A 24541-nucleotide genomic window follows, 5' to 3' on the forward strand; every position below is an offset into this window, starting at 1 on the left:
TATGAGCACCATACGTCTGACCATGGCCCAGGCTCTGGTCAAGTACCTGGCGGCCCAGCGCATCGAGCACGAGGGGCGGGAGTTTCCGCTGTTCGAAGGCGTCTTCGCCATCTTCGGCCACGGCAACGTGGCCGGCCTGGGCGAAGCGCTCTACCATGTCAGAGAGGAACTGCCGACCCTACGTGGCCACAACGAGCAGACCATGGCTCATGCTGCCATCGCCTTTGCCAAGGCCAACGGCAGGCGACGGGTGATGGCGGCCACCAGCTCCATCGGGCCGGGGGCCACCAACATGGTGACCGCCGCGGGTTTGGCCCATGCCAACCGTCTACCCATCCTGCTGCTGCCCGGGGATACCTTCGCTACCCGCGATCCCGACCCGGTGCTGCAGCAGGTGGAGCACTTCGGCGACCCGACCGTGACCGTCAACGACTGCTTCCGTCCGGTGTCGCGCTATTTCGACCGCATCACTCGCCCGGAGCAGCTGCTGTCCAGCCTGCCTCAGGCCATCGCCACCCTGCTCGACCCCGAGCACTGCGGGCCGGCGACTCTGGCGCTGCCCCAGGACGTGCAGACCTTCGCCTACGATTACCCGGAAGGCTTCTTCGCGCCCCGGGTACATCGCATCCGGCGCCCCCAGCTGGACCCCCGCGAGCTGGAGACGGCCATCGCCGCCCTTGCCCGCGCAGAACGTCCGCTGATCATCGCCGGCGGTGGAGTGCACTATGCCGGAGCCTGCGAGCGCCTCGCCGATTTCGCCAAGGCCCACGGTGTGCCGGTGGCCGAGACCCAGGCCGGCAAGGGAGCGCTGGCCGATGCTCATCCCTGTGCGGTGGGAGGCATTGGCGTCACCGGTAGCGAGGCGGCCAACCGCCTGGCCGTGGAGGCCGATCTGATCCTGGCGGTGGGTACCCGCTTGCAGGACTTCACCACCGGCTCCCGGGCACTCTTCGAACGCGACGGCCTGGCCCTGGTGGCGCTCAACGTGGGCCGCTTCGACAGCTTGAAGCATCATGCCTTGCCACTGATCGGCGACGCCCTCGATGGCCTCGCGGCGCTGGACGCCAGCTTGGCCGAGTGGCGGGCTTCCGATGCTTGGCGCGAGCGAGCCGGTAGCCTCAAACACGATTGGGCGGAGGTGGTGGCTCGCGTCACCGCCGGCGTGGAAGCGGAGCTGCCAACTGACGCGCAAGTGATCGGGGCGGTCAATCGCCAGGCCGGTGAGGACGGCACCGTAGTGTGCGCTGCCGGCGGCCTGCCTGGCGAGCTGCACAAGCTGTGGCAGTGCTCGGGCCCCGGTAGCTATCACGTGGAGTATGGCTACTCCTGCATGGGCTATGAGATCGCCGGCGGATTGGGCGTGAAGATGGCCCGCCCCGAGCGTGAGGTGTTCGTGATGGTGGGTGACGGCTCTTACCTGATGCATAACTCGGAGCTCGCCACCTCGGTGATGCTGGGGCACAAGCTGGTGGTGGTGGTGCTCGACAATCGTGGCTTCGGCTGTATCAACCGCCTGCAGCAGGCGACCGGCGGTGCCGGTTTCAACAATTTGCTCGAGGACTGTCGTACGGTGCCCGAAGGCGCCCCCAAGATGGACTTCGCCGCCCATGCCAAGAGCCTGGGCTGCCAGTCCGAAAGCGTGCGCGGCATCAAGGAGCTGGAAGAGGCCCTGGTACGCGCTCGTCACGCCAGCACGACCTATGTCATCGCTCTGGATACCGATCCGCTGCCCAGTACCGCCGAGGGCGGCGCCTGGTGGGAAGTGGCGGTACCGGAAGTCTCACGGCGCAAGCAGGTCGAAGTGGCCTATGCAGGTTATCGCGAAGCCAAGCGGCGCCAGCATCGCTGATCCATCCCCCTAGTCACCGATCATCAACCACGCATTGGGGCAAGCCACTCCTTGCCCCCAAGGAGCCTGCCATGTCCGCCGTACGCTTGGGCATCAACCCCCTGACCTGGACCAACGACGACATGCCGTCGCTGGGCGGTGATACCCCGTTGGAAATCTGCCTCGCCGAGGGCAAGCAGGTCGGCTTCTCCGGCTTCGAACTGGGTCACAAGTTCCCCCGTGACCCCACGGTATTGGGGCCGATCCTCGACGAGCACGGTCTCTCCCTGGTCTCCGGGTGGTATAGCAGCGAACTGTTGACTCGCACGGCCGAGGCGGAGATCGAGGCGCTCGAGCCACACCTGAACCTGCTCAAGGCACTGGGCGCCAAGGCGATGGTGTTCTGCGAGGTCACCCACTGCGTGCACGGCCAGCGCGACGTGCCGCTTTCCCAAAGCCCGCGCATGAGCGAAGCGGAGTGGCAGACCTTCCTTCCGCGCTTGAACCAAGTGGCCGATCACTGTTTGGAGCAGGGCGTACGCATTGCCTACCACCATCACCTGGGCACGGTGATCGAAACCGAGGAGGAGATCGACCGGTTGATGGCGGAGACCAAGCCGTCCGTCGGCCTGCTGCTGGACTCCGGCCACCTGGTGGGCGCCGGTGGCGAACCGGTCGCCGTGCAGAAACGCTATGCCGAACGCATCAATCACGTGCACTGCAAGGACATCCGCCAGGAGGTGCTGGCCGAGGTCCGCAACCGCGATCTCAGCTTCCTGGACGGCGTGCTGAAAGGCATGTTCACGGTGCCGGGCGACGGCCACATCGACTACACGACCCTCTTCGAGGGCCTGCGCGAGAGCGGCTACGAGGGCTGGGTGGTGGTCGAGGCGGAGCAGGATCCCGCCGTGGCCCATCCGCTGACCTATGCCCGCTTGGGCCATGACAATCTCCAGCGTTTCTGCGACGAGGCGGGACTTTGCATCACCAAGTGATGCGCGAGTTCGAGAGGCGTCTCCCTCGACGAATGTTCTGGGCAACTCTAGCGATGGCCCAGCGACGAGCGTTGGTCATGCGGTTCGAGACGATCAACGCTCGTGAATTCGGCAATGCATGGCGCTCTTCACCCGCGACGGCTGGTGTGGCTGGGTAGGAATGAGGACACGTATCATGCAGACGCTCAATATCGGCCTGATTGGCACCGGTTTCATGGGTAAGGCTCACGCCATTGCGCTCAAGGCCACTCCCACGGTTTTCTCCCTGCCCGCGATGCCGGTCTGCGATCTGCTTGCCGAGGTCGATGATGAGCTGGCTGCGCGAAAGGCTCGCGAACTCGGTTTCGCCCGTTCCACGGGTGACTGGAAGACCCTGATCGAGGATCCCGCCATCGATGTAGTGGATATCTGCGCACCGAATTTCCTGCACAAGGAGATGGCGTTGGCTGCCATTGCTGCGGGCAAACACGTCTATACCGAGAAACCACTGGCGCTCTCTGCCGCCGAGGCTCGGGAAATGGTCGAGGCGGCCGAAAAGGTTGGCGTGAAGACCCTGGTAGGTTTCAACTACATCCGCAACTCGGCCACCCAACTGGCCCGGGAGATCGTTCAGAGCGGCGAGATCGGCGAGCTGGTTCACTTCCGCGGCCGCCACAATGAAGACTACATGAGCGATCCTGAAAAGCCGCTGGACTGGCATGTTCAGCGAGCCACCGCTGGTGCCGGGGCACTTGGCGATTTGGGATCGCATATCCTCAACATGGCGGAATACCTCACAGGCCAACGCATCAGCGAGGTGTTCGGCCAGCTGCAGACGGTGATTCCCAGGCGTCCCGTGCCCGGCGGCAGTGGCGGCCTGGGAGAGGTCGAGAACGACGACCAGGCCCAGGCGCTGCTACGTTTCGACAGCGACTTGATCGGCAACATCGAAACCTCTCGGGTGGCCACCGGACGCAAGATGGGGCTGGCCTATACCCTTACCGGCACCAAGGGTTCGATCCTCTTCGACCAGGAGCGCATGAGCGAACTGCAGCTCTACAGGCATGCAGGACCGGAGGGGCGCCGGGGGTTCAGCACCTTGCTGATCGGCCCCGAGCATCCCGATTATGCGGCCTTCAGCCCAGCCCCGGGGCATGGACTGGGTTACAACGACCAGAAGATCATCGAGATTCGCGATCTGGTCGAGGGGATCGTCAATGACAGGCCGCTATATCCAGACTTCCGCGAGGCCTGGCGGATCAATCGCATGATCGATGCCATTGAAGCCTCCCATTCACGGGGTTGCTGGGTCGAGATCTGACGAGTTTTCGAGCGAGCCGCTTACGGCAGTCGCCAGCGTTCGGGGCACTCCTCGCCCGGGAAGAGCCGCTGGGCGGTGGTGGCGCTGCGCATTTCGGCGACCCTTGCCATGCCCCCGCTGAGTGTCTGCAGCAGGGCGTCGCTGGGGTGGCGTACGGTGAGCAGCGTCAACCCGGCCTGGCACTCGATCCGGTACTCTTCCCTCAGCTCGCTCAGCAGCGCCTGACGTTTCGCCGGTTTATCGTCGATGGCCAGGCGCAGGCGCATCGCCTCGCATTCCAGGAAGTTGGCGTGCAGCCCGTGATGGGCCAGGCAGGCGAGCACCCGGCCGAGACGAGCTTCGTCCATGAAGCTGAAGTCGTGAGGGGCGACATCGAGCAGCACCTGGTCGTCGCGCAGGATGCAGGCGGGCTGGCGGTCACCGTCGCCTGCCTCGGAACCGATGCGAGTCGGCGCGGCATCGGGTTCCAGAAAGGAGCGCACGGTTAGCGGAATCGACTTGCGCTGCAGCGGTGCAAGGGTGCGCGGATGAATCACCTTGGCGCCGTGCCAGGCCTGTTCCACGGCCTCGCCATAGCTGAGTCGAGCGATCTGGCGGGCATTGTCGAAGCGCCGCGGGTCGGCGTTGAACAGCCCCGGCACGTCCTTCCAGATGGTCAGGCCTTCGACGTCGAGGCAGTGGGCGAGAATGGCAGCACTGAAGTCGGACCCCTCGCGGCCCAGCGTGGTGGTCACACCCTCGACCGTGGCGCCGATGAAGCCCTGCGTCAGCAGCAGCCCGCCCTCTCGGTCAGCGAGCTCGACGAGCCTCCTGCAGGTCTCGGTCCAGTCGACTTCGGCGGCCTGGTGATGATCGTCGGTGATGATCAGTTCCCGGGCGTCGCACCAGTGGGTGGCGATGCCGATCTCGTTGAGCCAGGCGGCCACCAGAGTGGTGGAGAGCAGCTCGCCGAAGCCCACTGTCCGGTCGTAGTGAACGGGATAGTCGGCGTTGCCGTGGCGGTGGGCGGCATCCAGGTCGTCGAGCAGCCGTTCCAGGGCGGCGGCAGTGATGGAGTCCGCGCCGAACAGAGCCTCCGCCGTCCTCAGGTGGGCCTGGCGGATCGCCTCGAGCCGCTCGCGATAGGCATGCGTGTCATCGGAACGGGCCGCGTCGAGCAGGGCTTCCAGGGCGTTGGTGGTCTTGCCCATGGCCGAGACGACCAGGGCGCGGGGGCGCAGGTCGTGGCGGGTCAGCAGCTCGCCCAGGTGGCGAATGGCGTCGGCGTCCTGGATCGAGGCGCCGCCGAACTTGTAGACCTCGGGCATCACGGCTTCCTGTGCAGTGGCTTTCCACTACCATAGAGGCCGCAGGCGCAGCGGGGAAGGGACGCGGTGTCGTGGCCGAAAAACCGGTGCCGGAAATGAAAGAAGCCCCGCGAGGGGCTTCTTTGGCGGCGTTCGGCTCAGCTCAGTCGCTGCCTGTAGTCCACGTAACCGAAGGTCTTCACCGTGCGCACCGTGCGGCTCGCCTCGTCGATGCGGCAGATCGACGGCAGGCGGATGCCGTTGAAGGTGGTATTCTTGACCATGGTGTAGTGAGCCATGTCGGTGAACACCAGGCGGTCACCGATCGACAGCGGCGCATCGAAGCTGTACTCGCCGACGATGTCGCCGGCCAGGCAGGTCTGGCCGCCCAGGCGATAGGTGTGGGCCTTCTCGCCCGGCTTGCCGGCACCCACGATCTCGGGGCGGTAGGGCATCTCCAGCACGTCGGGCATGTGCGCGGTGGCGGAGGTGTCGAGGATGGCGATGGGGCCGTCGTTGTCGACGATGTCCAGCACCGAGCAGACCAGATAGCCGGTATTCAGCGCGATGGCCTCGCCGGGCTCCAGGTAGACGGTGAGGTGCGGGTGGCGTGACTTGAAGTCGCGGACCACTCGCACCAGCCGCTCGACGTCGTAGTCGGCGCGGGTGATGTGGTGGCCGCCGCCGAAGTTCATCCACCGCAGGCTCGCCAGGTAGTGGCCGAAGCGTGCCTCGAAGGCTGCTAGGGTTTCCTCGAAAGCGTCGCTGTTCTGCTCGCACAGGGCATGGAAGTGCAGCCCCTCGATACCCTCCAGGTCTTCCGGCTCGAGATCCACGGCCCGGATGCCGAGCCGCGAGCCCGGCGCGCAGGGGTCGTAGAGCGGCACCGCGCCGGTGGAGTGCTCCGGGTTGACCCGCAGGCCGCAGGAAACCCGGCGCGGCGCCGCCGCGATGCGCTCGCGGAAGCGCCGCCACTGACTCGGCGAGTTGAAGCTGAGGTGGTCGGCGTAGCGCAGCACGACGTCCATTTCTGCATCCCCGAAGGCCGGCGAGTAGACGTGCACTTCGCCGCCGAAGGTATCAAAGCCGAGGCGCGCCTCGTCCTGGCCGCTGGCCGTGGTGCCCACCAGGTATTCGCGGATCAGGGGGAAGCAGTCCCACATGGCGAAGCCCTTGAGCGCCAGCAGGATGCGTGCGCCGCTGCGCTCCTGGACCTGCCCGAGCAGCTCCAGGTTCTTGCGCAGCAGGGCATCGTCCACCACATAGGCCGGAGAGGGGCAGGCCTGGACGTCGAAGTCCAGGCCCTGCTCGCGTGCGTTCGCCATGGATCAGGCCAGCGGGTCGTGGTCGGGGTCGAGTTCGACCACCTGCCAGGGCAGGCCCGTGTCGCCGATGCGCGCCATGAAGGGGTCGGGGTCGAGTTGCTCGACGTTGAACACGCCCTCGCCCTTCCAGATGCCCTCGAGCATCAGCATGGCGCCGGTCACCGCCGGCACGCCGGTGGTGTAGGAGATGGCCTGGGACTTGACCTCCTCATAGCACGCCTGGTGGTCGCAAATGTTATAGATGTGCACCTTGCGACGTTTGCCGTCCTTGATGCCATCGGCGATCACGCCGATGTTGGTCTTGCCCTTGGTGCGCGGCCCCAGCGAGGCCGGGTCGGGCAGCACCGCCTTGAGGAACTCCAGCGGGGCGATCTGCTGGCCCTGGAACTCGATCGGCTCGATGCGGGTCATGCCGACGTTTTCCAGCACCTTGAGATGGGTGATGTACTTGTCGGAGAAGGTCATCCAGAAGCGGATGCGCTCCAGGCCCTTGATGTTCTGGCTGAGCGATTCGAGCTCCTCGTGGTAGAGCAGGTAGAGGTCCTTCTCGCCGATGCCGTCGAAGTCGAAGGTGCGCTTCTCGGCCAGCGGCGCGGTCTCCTTCCACTCGCCCTTCTCCCAGTAGCGGCCGTTCGCGGTGATCTCGCGAATGTTGATCTCGGGGTTGAAGTTGGTGGCGAAGGGATAGCCGTGGTCGCCACCGTTGGCATCCAGGATGTCGATTCGGTGGATCTCGTCGAACAGGTTCTTCTGAGCATAGGCGCAGTAGATGTTGGTCATGCCCGGATCGAAGCCGCAACCCAGGGTGGCCATGTTGCCCGCCTTGGCGTAGCGCTCCTGGAAGGCCCACTGCTCCTTGTATTCGAACTTGGCCTCGTCGGGGTGCTCGTAATTGGCCGTGTCCAGATAGGGCACGCCGGTACGCAGGCACGCCTCCATGATGGTCAGATCCTGATAGGGCAGGGCCACGTGGATCAGCACGTCGGGCTTGAACGACTCGATCAGGGCGACCAGCGCCTCGACGTCGTCGGCATCCACCCGAGCGGTCTGGATGGGGCGATCGAGTTGGGCGGCGATGGCCTGGCACTTCGCCTCGTTGCGGCTGGCCAGCATGATCTCGCCGAAGACGTCTGGGTGCTGGGCGCACTTGTGGGTGACGACACCGCCGACGCCGCCGGCGCCGATAATCAGGACTTTGCTCATGGGTACGAATCCAGATCGGGAAAAGGGGAAGTGTCTTGGCCTCGCCCGGGGCCCGTCGTCTCGGTGGACCGGCGAGAGGGCGCAGATGATGGCTCCCCCTGAGGCTGGCCGCAAGGGGTTTTTGCGTCAAGGCTAATGCGAAAGTCGAAGCAAGGCGTAGTCCGCCCGAATGCCTCGTCACCTCAGGTGCTTTCGCCCTCCAGGAGGTGAAAGCCCACGTCGTGGCGGCGCCGGTTCACGCGGCTTCCCGCCAGGCGCTTGATCACCTCTCCGGCTGCGATGCGTCCGATGGTCTCTCGCGGTGACTGGATGGTGGTCAGCCGCGGAGTGACGTGCTGCCCCAGCGACAGGCCGTTGAACCCGGCGATGGCGATGTCCCCGGGGACTCGCAGGCCGAGGCGCTGAGCATGGAGCAGCGCTCCCGTGGCTAGGTCGTCATTGGCGAAGTGGATGGCCTCGGTGTCGGGGTGATCGTTGCGGACCTGGTCCAGGCCCTGGGCGCCCGCTTCCAGACTGCCCAGTCGCTCGAGCTCGATGAGGGAGGGCTCCAGGCCGGCAGTCTCGAGTACCTTGCAGTGCCCTTCGTAGCGCATGCGGGCGCGATAGTCGTCGGCCATGCGTGCCCCGACGTAGACGACATGGCGGTAGCCGCGTTCCAGCAGGTGGCTCGCCATGCGACCTCCGGCCGCGTGATGGTCCAGACCCACGTTCAGGTCCACGGCCTCGCCCAGCTCCATCACTTCCATCACCGGGCGGTCGCAGCCGGCGAGCAGCTCGCGACACGCCGGGGTGTGCTTGAGCCCGGCGGTCACCAACGCCGAGCAGGACCAACCGAGGAAGGTTCGCACCAGCTGGTGTTCGCGCTCGGTATCGTAGTCGGTGTTGCCCAGCAGGATCTGATAGCCGGCGGCATCGAAGGTGGCCTGCAGGCCCTGTATGACCTCGATGAACACGGTGTTGGCCAGGGACGGGATGATGACGGCAATGAATTTCGACCGCGCCGATGCCAGGCTGCCGGCCACCAGATTGGGGACGTAACCGATGCGTTCCATGGCACCGAGGATGCGTTGGCGAGTGGCTTCGTTGACCCGTTCAGGATCATTGAGTGCCCGCGAGGCGGTGATGGGGGAAACGCCGGCGAGTTCGGCGACCTGCGCCAGAGTGGGATGGGTCGATCCTCGTCTGTGGCGTGAAGGGGGTTTCCGTTTAGACATTGGTCGTACCTCGCGCCGGCTCGCTTGTCGGTCGAATCGTCATCTACTAGAACCAATGGTAGCGCTAACATGATAGCGCTACCAATCGCTATCGTTCATTCACGCGATCATTGCGTTGGCGTCGGTGGTAAAGGCGACGGATGGCCTCTCGGGCCGGCTGGTCAGTCACTCGGCGACGCCATCCTCGAAGAGGAGAAACAGGTGAGCCAACCAACCCGGAGTCAGCGCATCGGCGTCATCGGCCTGGGAGCCATGGGCCGGGGGACGGCGCTGGCATTGCATGAGCGCCGGTTCGATGTCACCGGCTGCGACATCGCCGCCCATGCACGCCAGGCGTTCGAGGTAGAGGGAGGCCGCAGCGTTGCCATGCCCTCGGAGCTCGCAGCGTGCGATGTCGTGGTGTTGCTGGTGGTCAACGCCGAGCAGGTGGAGGCCGTGCTGTTCGGCGAACGGGGCGTGGCGGCGCAGCTGGCGCCGGGGAGCCTGGTCATCCAGTGTGCCACCGTGGCGCCCTCCTATGCTCGAGAGCTCGGGGCGCGCCTCGAGAGCATGGGGCTCGCCATGCTCGATGCCCCGGTGAGCGGAGGAGCGGCCAAGGCGCGCAGCGGTGAGCTCTCGGTGATGGCTTCCGGCTCGCCGAGGGCCTTCGACCTGGCAGCACCGGTGCTCGATGCCATGGCCGCCACCGTTCATCGGCTGGGCGAGGCCGCCGGCGTCGGCTCCAGCATGAAACTGGTCAATCAACTGCTGGCCGGCGTGCACATCGCTACCGCCGCCGAGGCCATGGCGCTGGGCATTCGTCTGGGACTAGACCCGCACAGCGTCTATGAGGTGATCACCCACTCGGCGGGCAACTCCTGGATGTTCGAGAATCGGGTGCCGCACATCCTGAACGGAGACTATGCCCCGCTCTCGGCCGTGGACATCTTCGTCAAGGACCTGAATCTGGTGCACGAGACCGGCCGCGAGCTGGCCATGTCCACTCCGGTGGCGGCCAGCGCCCTGCAGCAGTTCACCGCGGCCAAGGGGGCCGGCTTCGGTCGCCAGGACGACTCGGCGGTGATCAAGGTCTATCAACGGCTGTCGGGCATCGAGCTGCCCGAGGCCGCCAACGATGCGGGAGGTCCGAAGGCATGACTCTCGTGCTGGGCGCCATTGCCGACGACTTCACCGGTGCCACCGACCTCGCCAACAACCTGGTGCGTTCCGGCATGCGCTGCGTGCAGACCATTGGCGTACCCGAGGCTGCTCTCGACCTGGCCGACGTGGATGCCGTGGTGGTGGCGCTGAAGTCGCGCTCCACCCCGGCCGAGCAGGCAGTGGCGGATTCGCTGGCAGCGCTCGATTGGCTGCAGGCCCGCGGCGCCAGGCAGTTTTTTTTCAAGTATTGCTCCACCTTCGATTCCACTGACGCCGGCAATATCGGCCCGGTGGCCGATGCCTTGCTGGAGCGGCTGGGCGGCACCCAGACGGCGATGGTGCCGGCGTTTCCGGCCAACGGCCGCACCGTCTACCAGGGGCATCTCTTCGTCGGCGACCGCCTGCTCAACGACAGTGGCATGCAGCACCATCCCCTCAACCCGATGCACGATGCCGATCTGGTACGCGTGCTGGGCCGCCAGACGCCGCATCCGGTGGGCCTGGCGGCGCGTTCGACGCTGGCGCAAGGCGGCGATGCGGTCCGCCGGCGCCTGGAAGCGCTCGCCGCCGAAGGCATTCGCCATGTGATCTGCGACACCCTGGACGATACCGACCTCGAGGTGCTGGCCGAGGCCTTGGCCGACTATCCCTTGGTCACCGGTGGCTCGGGGCTAGGCCAGGCGTTGCCCGGGCAGTACCGCCGACGCGGCTGGCTGGCCGAGATGGACGAGCCGGGAAGCCTGGCACCGGCTTCCGGCGGTGCCCTGGTGCTCTCGGGCAGTTGCTCGCGGGCCACTCTGGGGCAGGTGGCGCATTTTCTCCAGCGCCATCCCGGGGTTGCCCTCGATCCCCTGGCACTCGCCGAGGGCGAGAAGCACGTCCGGGCGGTCCTGGCCTTCGCTCGCGAGCATCTCGCCGCGGGTGACCCGGTACTGGTCCATGCCTCCGCCGACCCCGAACGGGTCAAGGCCGCCCAGGCGGTGCTGGGGGTCGAACGTGCCGGTGCGCTGGTCGAACAGGCCCTGGGGGAACTGGCTCAGTGCCTGGTCGCCGAGGGCGTCGGGCGCCTGGTGGTCGCCGGCGGCGAGACCTCGGGTGCGGTGGTCTCGGCGCTGGGTATTCGCCAGCTTCGCATCGGCGATCAGATCGACCCCGGCGTGCCCTGGACTCAGGCTCCGCTGAGCCACCGCGAGGGGCCGCTGTCTCTGGCGCTCAAGTCGGGCAACTTCGGCGGTGAGGATTTCTTCTCGCGCGCATTCACGGTTCTGGACGAGCTGACCGGAGAGGAGGGCTCAGCATGAGTGGCCACGACGAGACCCGCTTGCGCGAACGGATCGCCACGTTGGGCCAGTCGCTGTTCGACAGGGGACTCACCATGGGCTCCAGCGGCAACATCAGCGTACGCCTGGAGGATGGTGGCTGGCTGATGACGCCCACCAACGCCTGCCTCGGGCGTCTCGATCCGTCGCGCATTGCACGTCTCGACCGCGACGGGCGCTGGCAGGGCGGCGACAAGCCCACCAAGGAGCACTTCCTGCACATGGCGATGTATGCCGAGCGGCCCCGGTCCGAGGCCATCGTGCACCTGCATTCGACCCATTCGGTGGCGGTCTCCTGCCTGCCCGACATCGACCCCTGCGACTGCATTCCGCCGCTCACCGCCTACTACGTGATGCGGGTCGGCAGGCTGCCGCTGGTGCCTTATCACCTGCCGGGCGATCCGGCGCTGGGGGATGCCGTGCGTGGGCTGGCAGGACGACACAGCGCAGTGCTGCTCGCCAACCACGGCCCGGTGGTGGCCGGCAAGAGCCTGGAGGCGGCGGTGTATGCCACCGAGGAGCTGGAGGAGACCGCCAAACTGTACCTGCTGCTGCACGGTCGCAACCCGCGAGCACTGACCCCCGAACAGGTGGCCGAACTGGAAGCCCGCTTCCCCCGCGACTAGGCCGTTCCCGAAAACTGACAGTGTCCGCCCATACAGTAGGAACCGACGATGATCCGACTGGCCGCCAACCTCAGCATGCTGTTCACCGAGCATGATTTCCTCGAGCGCTTCGCTGCGGCCGCCGAGGCCGGTTTTCGCGGCGTGGAGTATCTCTTTCCCTACGCCCATGCCCCGGAGGCACTGCGAACCGCGCTGAAGGAAAGCGGCCTCGAGCAGGTGCTGTTCAACCTGCCGCCCGGTGACTGGGAGAGCGGCGAGCGTGGGCTGGCCAGCCTGCCGGGGCGCGAGGCGGAGTTTCGCGATTCCGTGGTAGAGGCGCTGCGCTATGCCGATGTCCTGGGCTGCCCGCGGGTCCATGCCATGGCAGGGTTGCTGCCGCTGGCTGCCGATGACGAAACGCGGGCCGTGCATCACGCCACCTACGTAGCGAACCTGCGCTTCGCCGCCCGTGAAGCGGCGAAGTGCGGCCGCGAGTTGCTGGTCGAGCCGATCAACACCCGTGACATGCCGGGCTTCTTCCTCTCGCGCCAGGCACAAGCGATGGCGGTGCTGGAGGAGGTAGGCGAACCCAACCTGCGTCTGCAGTTCGACCTCTACCACTGCCAGGTGATGGAGGGCGATCTGATCCGGCATCTGGAGCGGCAGTTTTCGGCCATCGGCCACGTGCAGATCGCCGGCGTGCCGGAGCGTCACGAGCCGGATGTCGGCGAAGTGCATTATCCAGCGCTGTTCGCACGGCTCGAAACGCTCGGCTATGACGGCTGGATCGGTTGCGAATACCGCCCGTTCGGGGCGACTCGTGCCGGTCTCGGCTGGGGACGGGATCACGGGCTGCGGCCCTCTCAGCAGTAACCGCCACAAGGACAACCACAGGAAGCACGACACCATGCATATCGCCATCACCGGCGCGGCCGGATTTCTCGGCCAGCGCTTGATCCACCGCCTCCTCGAGCGCGGCGAGCTGCGGGGCGAGCCGATCCGCCGGCTGACCCTGATCGACCAGAGCGAGGCCGCCACCCCCGAGGCGGCTGGCGTCGAGGTCGTCGCCCAGGCCCGCGACATCACCGCCCCCGGGGCCTTCGACGCTCTGCTCGATGCGCGGCCCGACGTCATCTATCACCTGGCCGCGGTGGTGAGTTCCGCCGCCGAGGCGGATCTCGATCTGGGCTTGGCCGTCAACTTCGACGCCACCCGTGCCCTGCTAGAGGGCTGCCGTGCCCGTGGCCTGGCCGCCACGCGCCTGGTGATGGCGAGCTCGGTAGCGGCCTATGGCGGCGAGTTGCCCGAGATCCTCGATGACATGACCGCCCTGCAGCCGCAGAACTCCTATGGCACCCAGAAGGCGATGTGCGAACTGCTGATCAACGATTATAGCCGTCGCGGTCTGGTGGACGGCCTGGTGCTGCGCCTGCCGACCATCGTGATCCGCCCTGGGCGGCCCAATGCGGCCGCGTCGAGCTTCGCCTCGAGCATTCTGCGCGAACCCCTCAACGGCGAAGAGGCCGTCTGCCCAGTGCCCACCGAACTCGAACTGTTCGTGATGTCGCCCGAGACGGTGGTCGCGGCGCTGTTGCATGGCGCCGAGGTCGACGGTGAGGCCATCGGTGCGTTCCGCGCTTTCATGTTGCCGGGCATCACCGTCAGCGTCGCCGAGATGATCGCGACGCTGCGCGAGGTCGCCGGCCCGACGGCCGTGGAGCGTATCCGTCACGATCCGGACCCGCGCATCCAGGCCATCGTCGGTAGCTGGCCGACCCGTTTCCACACCCGGCGCGCCGAGGCGCTGGGATTTCCGCGCGATACGGATTTCCGCGAGATCGTCGAGGCGTTCCGGGTGGTTTCGACGAGCTAGATTCTGGCGATGACGCCCCTGACAGCGCCATGTATTGGCACTTTGCGACCATGGTCGTATTTGACAGAGTCAGGTGATTATCATGTCATTATACCAGTTTGCAGTACCCCGACGGCTGCCGCCGTCGGTTTTCACCCAGCCGCAAACCCAAGGGGATACAACAATGACCAAGCGCTTTGCTCACAACGCCCTGCATGCCGCCATTGCCGGCGTCTCGACCCTGGCTCTGGCCGCCACCAGCCTGGGAGCCCTGGCGGCTCAGTCGATTACCGTGGGACATACCACATCGGATAGTTCGCACTATTCGGAAGGCATCGATGCCTTCGCGGCCAAGCTCGACGAGCTCAGTGGCGGCGAATTCACCGTGGAGGAGCACCCCTCCGGCGCCCTGGGCGGTGAACGCGCCATGATCGAGGGGTTGCAGATCGGCACCATCGACGTCGTCGTCACCTCGACCGGCCCGCTGGGCAACTTCGTCCCGGAAACCTATGTGCTCGACCTACCGTTCCTGTTCGAGGACTACGACCAGGCTCGCTGCGTGCTGGATGGTGAGATCGGCCAGGAGCTGCTCGACCGGATGGGCAACCACGATCTGGTGGGGCTGGCCTGGACCGAGAATGGCTTTCGCCACCTGACCAACAGCCAGCGCGACGTGCAGACGCCGGAGGACGCCGAGGGGCTGAAGATCCGTACCATGGAGAACGAGATGCACATGGCGGCCTTCCGCGAGATGGACGTGCATCCCACGCCGATGGCCTTCCCCGAGCTCTTCACCGCGCTTCAACAGGGCACCGTGGACGGCCAGGAGAACCCCATTTCGGTGATCCTCACCGGCAACCTGTGGGAGGTGCAGGACCGCCTCTCGCTGACCGGCCACGTCTATTCGCCGGCCATCATGCTGGCTTCTCCGATCATGTGGGATGGCCTGAGCGATGAGGAGAAGGGCTGGTTCACCGAGGCCGCCCGTGCCGGGGCCGAGGCGACTCGCTCCATGGTTTCGCGGCTCGAGACCGAGGGCGTCGAGGAGCTCAAGGAGAAGGGCATGACGGTGGTCGAGGACATCGACAAGTCCCAGTTCCAGCAGGCCGTGGAGCCCTCCTACGAGGTCTTCACCGACGAGTACGGCAGCGAGATGCTGGATCGTATCCGCAACAGCAGCTGCTGATCGGCCCGTTCGCCGGCCCCGGTGCGTCTGCCGGGGCCGGCCCTGCTAGGTGAACGCCATGGTGGAACTCCTCCTGCGTATCGAGCGCCAGCTATCCCGGGTGGCCCTGGCCGGGGCCGCGCTGATGCTCGTCGTCTCGGTGACCACGGGCTTCTACCAGGTGCTGACGCGCTTCGTCTTCGATGCGCCTTCGACCTGGTCCGAGGTGGTGGCTCGCTCGTCGATGATCTGGTGCGTCTTTCTCGCCGCCGCAGCGTGTTTCCGGGGTGGCCACATGATGTCCGTCGAGGTCATCTACAAGCTGATTCCCGCCCGGCGATTGATCCTGCTCGAGGCGGCGATCGCTCTGGGCTGCCTCATTGCCCTGGCCGTTCTGGTCTACTTCGGCACTGCCATGACCTTCCGGGTGCGCAACCAGATGCTCTCGGGGCTGGGGATCTCGATCTCCTGGGTCTATGCGGCGATTCCCATCGGGGCCGGTTTTTCGCTGTTGTCCGTGGTGGCGCGATTGCTGGCACAGGCAACAGGGCGCGAAGCCGTCGGGCTGGCCGACGTCGAGGCCGAGGCCCTGCCTCGCGAGGCGATGCCACCGGTTACTGACGCCGCCACGCTACCGAATGGCGACGATCCCGCTCAACCGACTCGGAGGTCCGGCCAGTGAATCTCGCTATCGGTCTGTCGCTGATCATCTTCTTCGCTCTCGGCGTGCCCATCGCCGTTTCCATCCTGCTGGCCTCGATCATCGGCATCGAGTTCTTCTCGCGCTTTCCGCTGCTGATGGTGCCCCAGCAGATGTTCGTGGGGATCGACAACTTCCCGCTCATGGCGATTCCCTTCTTCATCCTGGCTGGCAACCTGATGGCTGCCGGCGGCATCTCGCAGCGCCTGGTGGACCTGGCCAAGTCGCTCGTCGGCGGCCTGCAGGGGGGCCTGGCGATGACCTGCGTGCTCACCTGCATGCTGTTTGCTGCGGTGTCGGGGTCCAGCGTGGCGACCACCTTCGCCATCGGCTCGATCCTGATTCCGGCCATGGTCAAGCACGACTATCCCAAGCCACTGGCGGCTTCCATTCAGGCGTCATCGTCCGAACTGGGCGTGCTGATTCCCCCCTCGATACCGCTGATCCTCTACGGGGTCAGTACCGATACCTCCATCGGCCGGCTGTTCATCGCCGGTATCGGCCCGGGGCTGCTGATCGGCAGTGCACTGCTGATCTTCCTCTACCTGTTCTGCAAGGTCCGCGGCTACGGCCTGCGCGACCGGGATGACCGGGTACCCTTCACCACGGCCTTCCGGCGCGCCTGGGCGGCGCTGCTGATGCCGGTGGTGGTCATCGGCGGCATCTACGGCGGTGTCTTCACGCCAACCGAGGCGTCGGCGGTGGCGGTGGTCTACGCGCTGATCGTCGGCGGCCTGGTGTATCGCGAGCTGTCCCGGTCCGAACTGTGGCCGATCCTGCGTCAGAGCGTCATGGCCACCGCCACGGTGATGCTGATCATTTCCGCGGCGGCGCTGTTCAGCTTCCTGATCAGTCGCTCCGGGTTGCCGTCCCAGGTGGCCGACTGGGTGAGCCTGGTGTTCGAGAGCCCGATCACCTTTCTGCTGGCGGTCAACGTCATGCTGCTGATCATCGGCATGTTCGTCGAGACCTCGGCGGCGATCCTGGTGCTGGCGCCGATCTTCACCCCGATCGCCGTGCAGTACGGCATCGACCCGGTGCATTTCGGACTGATCGTCGTGGTCAATCTGGCGCTGGGCATGTTCACCCCACCGCTCGGGGTCAACCTGTTCGCCGCTTGTGCGGTGGCCAAGCTCTCCATCGATCAACTGATTCCCTGGCTGCTGCGCTTCGTGCTGGTGGTGCTGGCCTGCCTGATGGCGATCACCTACCTGCCGTGGATCTCGCTGGGGCTGGTCGACCTTCTCTACGGATAACGACAAACATAGGAGACTTTCACATGGCAGCACTCCCAAGCATGCCTCGTCGCCAGGCCCTGATCGGCGGCGACTGGGTGACGACCCAGTCAGTCATCGAGGTCGAGGCGCCCGCGCGCGGCGAGGCGATAGCCAACATCGCGCGCAGCCAGGCAGCGGACGTCGACGCGGCAGTCGCCGCGGCCGGCCAGGCCTTCGCCGGCCAACTGGGGGACTGGGCCGGCTGGAGCGCGCGCCGGCGCAGCGAGTGGCTGCTGGCCTTCGCCGCCGCCATCGAGGCCGACCACGAGCGGCTCGCCGCCCTGGAATGCGCGGATACCGGCAAGCCCATGACCCAAGCTCGTGGCGACATTACCGCCTGCGCGCGCTACTTCCGCTTCTACGGCGGGGCCGCCGACAAGCTGCATGGCGAGACGATCCCCTTCGAGAGCGATTTCGCGGTGCTGACTCTGCGCGAGCCCTATGGCGTCTGCGCCCAGATCATTCCCTGGAACTACCCCGCCCAGATCTTCGGGCGCTGCGTGGCGGCGGCGCTGGCCGCCGGCAACACGGTGGTGCTCAAGCCCGCCGAGGACGCCTGCCTGAGCGTACTGCGTCTCGCCGAGCTGGCCCTGGAGCAGGGACTGCCGCCCGGCGCACTCAACGTAGTGCCGGGCCTGGGCGGCGAAGCGGGGGCCGCGCTGGCGGCGCATCCTGGCATCGATCACCTCTCCTTCACCGGTTCGCCAGAGACCGGCACCCGAGTGGCCCAGGCCGCGGCGGAGCACCACGTGCCGGTGACCATGGAGCTGGGCGGCAAGTCGCCTCAGCTTCTCTTCGCCGATGCGGACCTGGAGGCGGCGCTGCCCTTCGTGGTGCGCGGCATCATCCAGAACGCCGGCCAGACCTGCTCCGCGGGGAGTCGCCTGCTGGTGCAGCGCGACATCGCCGATGAGGTGCTAGGACGACTGGCCGAACGGTTCGAGGCCTTGCGTTGCGACGCCGGCGAGGCGGACGCCGACTGCGGCCCACTGATCAACGCCCGCCAGAAGGCCAAGCTGGAGGCTCGCCTGGAGGCGGCTCGCGACGATGGCATTCGTACCCTGGCTCGCGGTCGACTGGCAGAGGGAGTACCCGCGGGAGGGCATTTCGTGGTGCCGCAGGTGTTGAGCGACATCCCCGAGGGCCACGAGGTGCTGCGCGAAGAGCTGTTCGGGCCGGTGCTGGCCGTGCAGGTCTTCGCCGATGAAGCCGAGGCCTTGGCCCAGGCCAACGGCACCGACTTCGGCCTCTGCGCGGGCATCTGGACCCGCGACGGAGGCCGCCAGCTGCGCCTGGCCAAGGGCGTGCGCAGCGGTCAGGTGTTCGTCAACAACTACGGAGCGGCGGGCGGCATCGAGCTGCCGTTCGGTGGCGTCGGCCGCTCCGGTCACGGTCGCGAGAAGGGCTTCGAGGGGCTGAAGAGCTACACGCGGCTCAAGACGGTGGCGATCCGCCACGGTTGATTCACCCCAACCGGGAGACATGAGATGACTCACAAGATCGCGGTACTGGCAGGGGATGGCATCGGCCTGGAGGTCGTCCCCCAGGGTCTGAAGGTGCTGGAGGCGGCGGCGCGCCGCTTCGACTTGCCGCTGGCGTTCGAGCACTTCGACTTCGCCAGCTGCGCCTACTACAGGGAACACGGCGACATGCTGCCGGACGACTGGTACGCGACCCTGACGCGGTTCGACGCCATCTTCTTCGGTGCCGTGGGCTGGCCCGACAGCGTGCCGGACAACGTTTCGGCCTGGGGTTCGCTGCTCAAGTTCCGGCGGGCCTTCGACCAGTACGTCAACCTGCGGCCGTGTCGGCTGATGCCGGGCATCGAGAGCCCGCTGAAGGGGCGTGAACCCGGCGATATCGACTTCCTGGTGGTGCGCGAGAACACCGAGGGCGAGTACTCCCAGCTCGGCGGGCGTGCCTTCGAAGGCACCGACCGCGAGGTGGTGCTGCAGGAGACGCTGATGACCCGCACCGGCGTCGACCGGGTGCTGGACTACGCCTTCGAGCTGGCTCGCTCGCGGCCGAGGAAGAAGCTCACCTCGGCGACCAAGTCCAACGGTCTGTTCATCTCGATGCCCTACTGGAACGAGCGGGTGGCGGCGATGCGGGAGACGTACCCCGACGTCGCGGTCGACCAGTACCACATCGACATTCTCACCGCTCACTTCGTGCTGCATCCCGACTGGTTCGACGTGGTGGTGGCCAGCAACCTGTTCGGCGACATCCTCTCCGACCTGGGGCCGGCCTGTACCGGCACCATCGGCATCGCCCCCTCGGGCAACATCAACCCGACGCGTGAGTATCCGAGCCTGTTCGAGCCGGTTCACGGCAGCGCCCCGGACATCGCCGGGCAGGGCATTGCCAACCCCATCGGCCAGATCTGGTGCGGTGCCATGATGCTCGAGCACCTCGGCGAGGCCGAGGCCGGGGCGGCGATCGTCGGCGCCATCGAGGCGGTGCTGGCGGTGAGCGACCCGGCGGTGCTGACCCCCGACCTCAAGGGCAACGGGACCACCGAGACCCTGGGGCGCGCCATCGCCGAGGCGCTGGACGGAGCCTGAGCTAGGATGGGCGCCGGGGCAAGGTGAAGCGAGGGTCTTTTGCCAGGGATGGCAAAAGTAGCGCCCATGGAAGGGTTTACAGCGCCCTCGCGAAGCCTTGCCCGCGGGAAGCCCATCCCATCTGTAGGGGCGTACTTGGCGTTCTTACCCACTGGGAGGAGAAACGAGATGAGCAAGACCTATCGGGTCGGCATGGTCGGCGTAGGGCTGATGGGCCACGGCATCGCCGCTAGCCTGTTGCGCGCCGGTCACCGGCTGAGTTTTCTCGACCACCCCGGCAACCAGCCGGTCGACGACCTGCTAGCCGCCGGCGCCGAGCGCCGCGCGAGTGGCCGGGAGGTCGCCGCTGATGCCGAGGTGGTGATCCTGTGCGTCACCGGCACGCCCCAGGTGGAGAGCGTGCTGTTCGATGCCGGCGGCGTTCTCGAGGGGTTACCGACCGGTGCGGTGGTCGTCGACTGCTCGACGGCGATTCCGAGCTCCACCGAGGCGATCGCCGGTCGCATCGCCGAGGCCGGTGGCCGGTTCATGGACGCCGCCATGACGCGCACTCCAAAGGAGGCCGCCGAAGGGCGCCTCAACCTGATCGTCGGTGCCTCCGACGCGCTGTTCCGCGAGCTGCGGCCGCTGCTCGAGAGCTTCTCCGAGCACATCACCCACGGCGGGCCGGTGGGCTCGGGCCACAAGCTCAAGCTATTGCACAACTTCGTGTCGCTGGGCTTCACCGCGGTGCTCGCCGAGGCGGCGGCGGCCTCGCGACGCGCCGGCATCGACGATGCCGTCTTCCTCGAGGTGCTGGGCAACGGCGGCGGCGGTGGGGTGGTGCTGGAACGCCTGCGCCCCTTCATCGCCGCCGAGGACCCTTCGGGCTTTCGCTTCAGCCTCGCCAACTCGCTCAAGGACGTCGGTTACTACCATGCCATGGCCGAGGATCTGGGTGCGTCGCGCGGCGTCGCCGAAGCCATCGATGCCCTGTATCGCGAGATCAACGCGCGCGGCCATGGCGAGCGCCTGACGCCCGAGTTGGTGACCCTGCTCGGCGAGACTTGATCTGCGGGCTGCGGGCTGCGGGCTGCGGGCTGCGGGTGCCGGCATCCGGCATGGTCAGTCGAACTGGGCGTCGCGGATCCGCACGAAGTAGGCGTCGTCGCCCACCTGGCCGCCCTTGAAGGCGATCTGCAGGCCGTCGAAGGCGGGCTCGCTGCTGTGCGCGGTGCACAGCGGCGAGCCCGGTGTCTGCGGCAGTGGCTGGCAGGTGATCAGCGCCTGGATGCCGAGTTCCTGGATGGCGTGGCTCGAGGTGTCACCGCCAGCGACCACCACCCGGGACAGGCGCTCGGCGCTGACCAGGTCGCGCAGCAGGCTGCCCAGTCGGCGGCCGATGGCATGCGCGCCATCGCCGTCGGGTAGGGTCGTCAGTCCGGCGTCGGGGCCCAGGGCGGTGTAGAGCACCACGCTGCGCCCCGACGCGAGCGCCGCCAGGGCCTGCTCGCGGGCTGTGGCGAGTTCGGCGTCGGCCTGGGGATCGTCTGCCAGTCGCGCTGCATTCACTCGGATGCCATGAAAGCCGTGATCTTCGGCCCAGCGTATCTGGCGGGCGGTGGTGTCGGAGCAGCTTCCCGAGACCACGGCGATGCGCTCCACCGGACCGGGGTTGGCGAACGTGGCGCTGGGTGACGTGTCGACCAGCCCCTGGCGGCGCCACTCGGCGAGCAGGGCATACTCGACCCCCGAGGAGCCGACGACGAAGCCGCCGTTCGGCGGCCGGGTGCGCCACAGCTGGCGTCCCACCGCTGCCTGGCTGGCGGGGTCCAGCACGTCGTAGAGCAGCGCGGCATGGTGGGGGCGCGCGGCATCGACCCGGGCATCGACGTCGGCGTCGGCCAGGGTCGCCAGATCGATCAGGCCGATGTCGAGGTCGGTCTGCTCGCTCAGGTGGCGGCGCAGGTCCGCCTCGTGCATCGGCGTCACCGGGTGGCGCGACATGATCGGGTGGCGGTCGATGCGGTACACCTCGCCCTGGGCGGCAGCAAAAAGATGGCCGAAGGCGGTGTAGCGGCGCAACTGCGGCGCGCCGACCACGATCGGCACGCAGCCCTGGTCATGCAGGCGGCGACCGATCTCCAGCGCGCGACCGATGCTGCCGACCTGGGGGGCGCTGTCGAAGGTCGAGCAGGTCTTGTAATGACACAGCGCTGCGCCGCGCTCGCGCAGCCAGACCAGCGCCGGTGTCAGGTGATGCTCCATCCAGGCCGGCGTCTCGCTGCGGCTGGTTCCGGCCAGGCCGATGGCCCGGCAGTGGCGGAAGCGCGCCAGCTGGTCGTCATCGGGAATGGCGGTGAACAGCACGGTGTCGACGCCCTGGCCGGCAAGGGCCTCCATGACGTCGGTGGAGCCGGTCAGATCGTCGCCGTAGTAGGCGATCAGCGGCGCGGTGTCGGTCGGCGTCATCGGCGAAAGGTCTCCAGGGCACGGGCGAGCTCGTGATGCTCGCGGGCATAGGCGTCGACGTCGATGCCCGCCACGGCGGCCTCCCAGGCCTGGCGGAGGCTCTTCACCCCAGCGCCGATGCCGTCGGGATGGGCCATGATGCCGCCGCCGGCGCAGAAGATCAGATCGGTGCTGGCGATGGCAGCGTAGGTGTCGGCGGCCTGGTCGGCAGTCTGGCCGGAGGAGAACACCGGCATCACCTCGCAGCCCGGGGTGGGCGGATCGAACATCGGCGTCAGGCAGGCACGGGCGCTGGCGATCACGCTGGCGTCCTCCTCGCTGAACTTGTTGCGCAGGCCGTTGACGTGAATGTGGTCGACGCCGGCCAGGCGCCACAGCTTCTGGTAGGCCACGAAGCTCATGCCCAGGTGCGGCGAGCGGCTGAACAGTCCCCAGCCGGCACGGTGACCGTGCAGCGCTACCCGGCAGTGGCGGCGCAACTGGGTCACCCCGGCAAGGCCCACGGCATTCAGAGCGATCATCACGCAGCTGCCGCCGGCGGCGGCTACGTAGTCGTGGTGCTCGCGCATCTCGTCGGCCTCGCCGGTGATGTTGAAGGCGTACATCACCTGGCGCCCGGTGTGCTCGGCGTGCTCGCGGATCACCGGCATCACCGCGTCGACCCGCGCCTCGAGCGGATTGTGCGGGCCGTTGGCCTGCAGTTCGTCGTCCTTGATGAAGTCGATGCCGCCGGCCACCAGCTCGCGGACCACCTCGGCGGTGGCCGCCGGCGACAGCCCCACGCTGGGCTTGATGATGGTGCCGATCAGCGGCCGTTGGGGAATGCCGGTCAGCTCGCGGGTGCCGGCGATCCCGAACTGCGGGCCGGGGTAGGCATCGGCGAAGGGCGCCGGCAGCGTCAGGTCAAGCAGCTTCAGTGCCGAGAACTCCTTGAGCTCGAAGAGATTGCCGGCCACGGTAGCGGCGAGCGTGGGTAGTGATGGGCCGAGGTTGGCGAGCGGCCAGGAAAGCGTGACCCGGGCCCGCCGGTAGACCGGCGTGCCGGCCCCGGCCGGTGGCGCCGGGATCGGCAGCGAGGGCGAATCGACGCTGTCCAGCGGTTCGATGTGCTCGACCCGTGCGCCATGCGCCTCACGCAGCGCGTCGGTCTCGCTGGCCAGGCGGGTGAAGGTGCCGCAGGATTGCTCCCCGGCCATCACCTCGACGGCGCGCTCCAGCGGGTAGGGAGTCTCGATCAGGTAGCTGGCGAGGATGCGATCGCTCATGGGTCGGCCTCGTTCAGGTGATGCGACGGATGCTGTCGGCGATCTCGTCGGGCTCGAACACGCGCTTCCAGTCGTCGCGCATCAACATCGGCTTGCCATTCTCGATGGCCTTGTTGCAGGCGTCGGAGAAGGCGCCGGACTGCACGTCGAAGGTCACCGCGCCGAGGATGTTCATGTGGCCGAGCAGGAAGTCGCGGGCGCACTCCTCGGAGACGCCGCGATTCACCACCTCGTCCATGGCTTCGCGCATCACGGCCAGCAAAGTGGCGCAAACCGTCTCGGAGAGACCTGGTTCGAGCAGCGCCATCTGCTCGACGCTGACCCGATGGGAGCGGCCCACTGGGGCGTAGATGGTCCGCGCGACCGCCTCGCCCAGGACGTAGCTCTCCTCGGGACCCTGCATCAGTGCGCTGACGATGTGCTGGGTGGCCTTGTCGCCGCCGAAGTAGTCGCGCTTGGCCTCGAGCTCGGTCTCGTCATTGAAGATCGACGGGTGGCAGGGGTGGCTGACGAAGTACACCAGGTCCTCGCGCTCGGGCAGGTGTCCGGCGAAGGGAGCGGCGGCGTCCAGGGTGACCAGCAGGGTGCCGCTCTCCATCAGCGGCGAGAGCTGGTGGGAGATCTTGCCGATCAGGGTGTCGGGAACGGCGAGGATGACCACCTCGGCCCCGGGAACCGCCTGCTCGACATCGACGCAGTCGATGTCAAGTTCTTCCGCGAGGCGGCTGCGGCCGGCCTCGCTGACTTCGACGTGGCGGACCTCGAAGTCCGAATTTTTTAGGTTGCGGGACAGGCGGAAGCCCATCTTGCCGCCGGCGCCGATCAGCGCGATGGTGGTCATGTCGTTTCCTCTCTATCGTCGGGCGGTGTGCGTTGTGGTGATTCTGCGAAGGCACATCGTCGCTTCTGAAAGCAGCATGATGGCCAGCTAACTGGTATAATGACATGATAATCACCTGACTCTGTCAAATACGACCATGGTCGCAGCAGCGCTACCTGGCGGCGTCCTCAACGCGTAAGCTGCGCTCCTGCTGCCACTGACGAAGGCTAAC

General features: G+C 66.9%; 21 protein-coding genes. 14 read left to right on the forward strand and 7 right to left on the reverse strand.

Translation table 11 applies throughout. The annotated features are described in order from the left end of the window. Position 1: 1 nt before the first annotated feature. The 3 genes from iolD (at position 2) to GFD32_RS18855 (ending at position 4123) form a co-directional block, all read left to right on the forward strand. Entirely contained in the window at positions 2-1849 is a 1848-nt protein-coding gene (gene iolD / locus GFD32_RS18845) for a 3D-(3,5/4)-trihydroxycyclohexane-1,2-dione acylhydrolase (decyclizing) (protein WP_163578111.1), read from the forward strand. A gap of 71 nt (positions 1850-1920) precedes the next feature. Continuing rightward, a complete protein-coding gene (gene iolE / locus GFD32_RS18850; RefSeq protein WP_163578112.1) occupies positions 1921-2823 on the forward strand; it encodes a myo-inosose-2 dehydratase in 903 nt (300 codons plus the stop codon). A 175-nt stretch (positions 2824-2998) separates the two neighbouring features. Further along, on the forward strand, positions 2999-4123 hold the full coding sequence (locus GFD32_RS18855) for a Gfo/Idh/MocA family protein (protein ID WP_163578113.1): 1125 nt from the start codon (positions 2999-3001) through the stop codon (positions 4121-4123). 20 nt (positions 4124-4143) lie between these two features. Here the strand turns inward: GFD32_RS18855 and GFD32_RS18860 are convergent, their stop codons facing one another. The 4 genes from GFD32_RS18860 to GFD32_RS18875 form a co-directional block, all read right to left on the reverse strand. After that, positions 4144-5430 carry an aspartate kinase gene (locus GFD32_RS18860; RefSeq protein ID WP_163578114.1) on the reverse strand — a complete coding sequence of 429 codons (1287 nt, stop codon included), beginning with the start codon at positions 5428-5430 and terminating at the stop codon, positions 4144-4146. A gap of 137 nt (positions 5431-5567) precedes the next feature. Further along, entirely contained in the window at positions 5568-6734 is a 1167-nt protein-coding gene (nspC, locus tag GFD32_RS18865; protein WP_163578115.1) for a carboxynorspermidine decarboxylase, read from the reverse strand. Positions 6735-6737: 3 nt separating this feature from the next. Next, positions 6738-7937 carry a saccharopine dehydrogenase family protein gene (locus tag GFD32_RS18870; RefSeq protein WP_163578116.1) on the reverse strand — a complete coding sequence of 400 codons (1200 nt, stop codon included), beginning with the start codon at positions 7935-7937 and terminating at the stop codon, positions 6738-6740. 182 nt (positions 7938-8119) lie between these two features. Next, entirely contained in the window at positions 8120-9151 is a 1032-nt protein-coding gene (locus GFD32_RS18875) for a LacI family DNA-binding transcriptional regulator (protein ID WP_163578117.1), read from the reverse strand. A 201-nt stretch (positions 9152-9352) separates the two neighbouring features. Here GFD32_RS18875 and ltnD point away from each other — a divergent pair, with 201 nt between their 5' ends. The 11 genes from ltnD (at position 9353) to GFD32_RS18930 (ending at position 20823) form a co-directional block, all read left to right on the forward strand. Further along, a complete protein-coding gene (gene ltnD / locus GFD32_RS18880; protein WP_240455708.1) occupies positions 9353-10288 on the forward strand; it encodes an L-threonate dehydrogenase in 936 nt (311 codons plus the stop codon). Further along, the gene (gene otnK, locus GFD32_RS18885) at positions 10285-11592 is read left to right on the forward strand and encodes a 3-oxo-tetronate kinase (RefSeq protein ID WP_163578119.1); all 1308 of its coding nucleotides are present in this window, start codon (positions 10285-10287) and stop codon (positions 11590-11592) included. The genes ltnD and otnK overlap by 4 nt, the downstream gene beginning before the upstream one ends. After that, complete coding sequence (gene otnC, locus GFD32_RS18890; RefSeq protein WP_163578120.1) at positions 11589-12236, forward strand: 3-oxo-tetronate 4-phosphate decarboxylase; 648 nt, start codon at positions 11589-11591, stop codon at positions 12234-12236. Before otnK ends, otnC begins: the two co-directional genes overlap by 4 nt. A 48-nt stretch (positions 12237-12284) precedes the next feature. Then, positions 12285-13088, forward strand: coding sequence for a 2-oxo-tetronate isomerase (gene otnI / locus GFD32_RS18895; protein WP_089686823.1), 804 nt, complete (start codon positions 12285-12287; stop codon positions 13086-13088). Between the two features lie 34 nt (positions 13089-13122). Beyond that, positions 13123-14088 carry a D-erythronate dehydrogenase gene (denD, locus tag GFD32_RS18900; protein ID WP_163578121.1) on the forward strand — a complete coding sequence of 322 codons (966 nt, stop codon included), beginning with the start codon at positions 13123-13125 and terminating at the stop codon, positions 14086-14088. Between the two features lie 163 nt (positions 14089-14251). After that, positions 14252-15253, forward strand: coding sequence for a TRAP transporter substrate-binding protein (locus GFD32_RS18905; protein WP_163578122.1), 1002 nt, complete (start codon positions 14252-14254; stop codon positions 15251-15253). Between the two features lie 58 nt (positions 15254-15311). Continuing rightward, entirely contained in the window at positions 15312-15914 is a 603-nt protein-coding gene (locus GFD32_RS18910) for a TRAP transporter small permease (RefSeq protein ID WP_163578123.1), read from the forward strand. Continuing rightward, positions 15911-17188, forward strand: coding sequence for a TRAP transporter large permease (locus GFD32_RS18915; RefSeq protein ID WP_163578124.1), 1278 nt, complete (start codon positions 15911-15913; stop codon positions 17186-17188). The genes GFD32_RS18910 and GFD32_RS18915 overlap by 4 nt, the downstream gene beginning before the upstream one ends. A gap of 23 nt (positions 17189-17211) precedes the next feature. After that, on the forward strand, positions 17212-18672 hold the full coding sequence (locus GFD32_RS18920) for an aldehyde dehydrogenase family protein (protein ID WP_205599166.1): 1461 nt from the start codon (positions 17212-17214) through the stop codon (positions 18670-18672). Positions 18673-18696: 24 nt separating this feature from the next. After that, positions 18697-19773 carry a tartrate dehydrogenase gene (locus GFD32_RS18925; RefSeq protein ID WP_163578125.1) on the forward strand — a complete coding sequence of 359 codons (1077 nt, stop codon included), beginning with the start codon at positions 18697-18699 and terminating at the stop codon, positions 19771-19773. A gap of 168 nt (positions 19774-19941) precedes the next feature. Beyond that, positions 19942-20823 carry an NAD(P)-dependent oxidoreductase gene (locus GFD32_RS18930; protein WP_163578126.1) on the forward strand — a complete coding sequence of 294 codons (882 nt, stop codon included), beginning with the start codon at positions 19942-19944 and terminating at the stop codon, positions 20821-20823. Between the two features lie 54 nt (positions 20824-20877). Here the strand turns inward: GFD32_RS18930 and GFD32_RS18935 are convergent, their stop codons facing one another. Genes GFD32_RS18935 through GFD32_RS18945 form a run of 3 tightly spaced genes read right to left on the reverse strand, consistent with a single transcriptional unit; the run spans position 20878 to position 24330 of the window. Further along, positions 20878-22224: a four-carbon acid sugar kinase family protein gene (locus GFD32_RS18935; protein WP_163578127.1), complete on the reverse strand. Its 1347-nt coding sequence runs from the start codon at positions 22222-22224 to the stop codon at positions 20878-20880. Continuing rightward, complete coding sequence (locus GFD32_RS18940) at positions 22221-23489, reverse strand: ribulose-bisphosphate carboxylase large subunit family protein (RefSeq protein WP_163578128.1); 1269 nt, start codon at positions 23487-23489, stop codon at positions 22221-22223. The genes GFD32_RS18935 and GFD32_RS18940 overlap by 4 nt, the downstream gene beginning before the upstream one ends. Before the next feature lie 13 nt (positions 23490-23502). Next, positions 23503-24330, reverse strand: a complete 828-nt coding sequence (locus GFD32_RS18945) for a phosphogluconate dehydrogenase C-terminal domain-containing protein (RefSeq protein ID WP_163578129.1) — start codon at positions 24328-24330, stop codon at positions 23503-23505. Between the last annotated feature and the right edge of the window lie 211 nt (positions 24331-24541).

The sequence above is a fragment of the Halomonas faecis genome (genome assembly GCF_010993975.1).
Lineage (GTDB): Bacteria > Pseudomonadota > Gammaproteobacteria > Pseudomonadales > Halomonadaceae > Halomonas > Halomonas faecis.